Source organism: Mesorhizobium sp. B1-1-5, from assembly GCF_006443065.1.
GTDB lineage: Bacteria > Pseudomonadota > Alphaproteobacteria > Rhizobiales > Rhizobiaceae > Mesorhizobium.
In genome coordinates, this window is the sequence record NZ_VFWS01000552.1 from 1 (window position 1) to 1,139 (window position 1,139).

At 66.5% G+C, this 1,139-nt stretch carries 2 protein-coding genes; both read left to right on the forward strand.

Annotation, left to right across the window (positions count from 1 at the left end; genetic code table 11):
• On the forward strand, positions 1-577 hold a 577-nt coding region (gene uppS / locus FJ980_RS33200), incomplete at its 5' end, for a polyprenyl diphosphate synthase (RefSeq protein WP_140547622.1).
• A partial coding sequence (locus tag FJ980_RS33205) for a phosphatidate cytidylyltransferase (RefSeq protein ID WP_181181411.1) occupies positions 574-1,139 on the forward strand: 566 nt, incomplete at its 3' end. The genes uppS and FJ980_RS33205, both read left to right, overlap by 4 nt.

A 1,139-nucleotide genomic window follows, 5' to 3' on the forward strand; every position in this document is an offset into this window, starting at 1 on the left:
CTATGCCTTCTCTTCGGAAACCTGGTCGCGGCCGAAATCCGAAGTCAGCGACCTGAGGGGCCTGTTGAAGCTGTTCATTCGCCGCGATCTCGCCGAACTGCACCGCAGCGGCGTGCGCGTCAGGATCATCGGCGACAGGGCAGGGCTGCAGCCCGATATCAGGCTCCTGCTCGAAGAAGCCGAAGCGCTGACGTCGGCCAACGAGGCGCTGACGCTGATCATCGCCTTCAACTACGGCGGACGCGACGAGATCGTGCGCACGGCGCGCAAGCTTGCCTCGGCCGTCGCGCGCGGCGAGCTCGACAGCGAGGCGATCACCGCCGAATCCTTTGCCGGCTGCCTCGACACGCAAGGCGTTCCCGATCCCGAACTGGTCATACGCACCAGCGGTGAGCTTCGCCTTTCCAATTTTCTTCTGTGGCAGGCTGCCTATAGCGAGCTTGTGTTCCTGCCCTGCTATTGGCCCGATTTCAGCCGAGAGCATCTAGCCGAGGCCTTGCGCGAGTTCGCCGGGCGCGAACGCCGTTTTGGCGGGCTGGATCCGCAAGATGTCGCTGCGCGGCCGGCCGCGGGATGAGCAATCTCCAGCTTCGCGTTCTTTCGGCGGTCGTGCTTGCCATCGCGACGCTTGGCCTGACCTGGTTCGGCGGCCTGCCGTTCCGGCTGCTTTCAGCCGCGATTTCGGCGGTGATCTTCTACGAATGGACGCGCATGTCTCGCCCTTCCGGGACGACCGGGCTCGGTTTTTTGCCGGAAGCGCTGCTGCTGGTGTTTCTCGGCGCCCTGATCACCGGCCTGCCTGCCTTGTGGCTGCTGCTTCTGGTGGCTGCACTGGTCGCCGTCACGGCCATCGCCGCCCAACTGCGCGGGGCCGGGCAGTGGGATGCCTCCGGCCTTGCCTATGCAGCCGTCTCGGGTCTTTCCCTTGCGCTTCTGCGTGACGGCGACCATTCCGGCCTCGTCGCCATCCTGTTCCTGTTCGCGGTGGTCTGGGCGACCGACATCTTTGCCTATTTCGTCGGCCGGGCCGTCGGTGGCCCGAGGCTGGCGCCGTCCATCTCTCCCGGCAAGACGCGAAGTGGCGCGCTCGGCGGCGACGGCCAGGATGAGCCCCGCAACGGCCCCGCCCACGGCGCCGC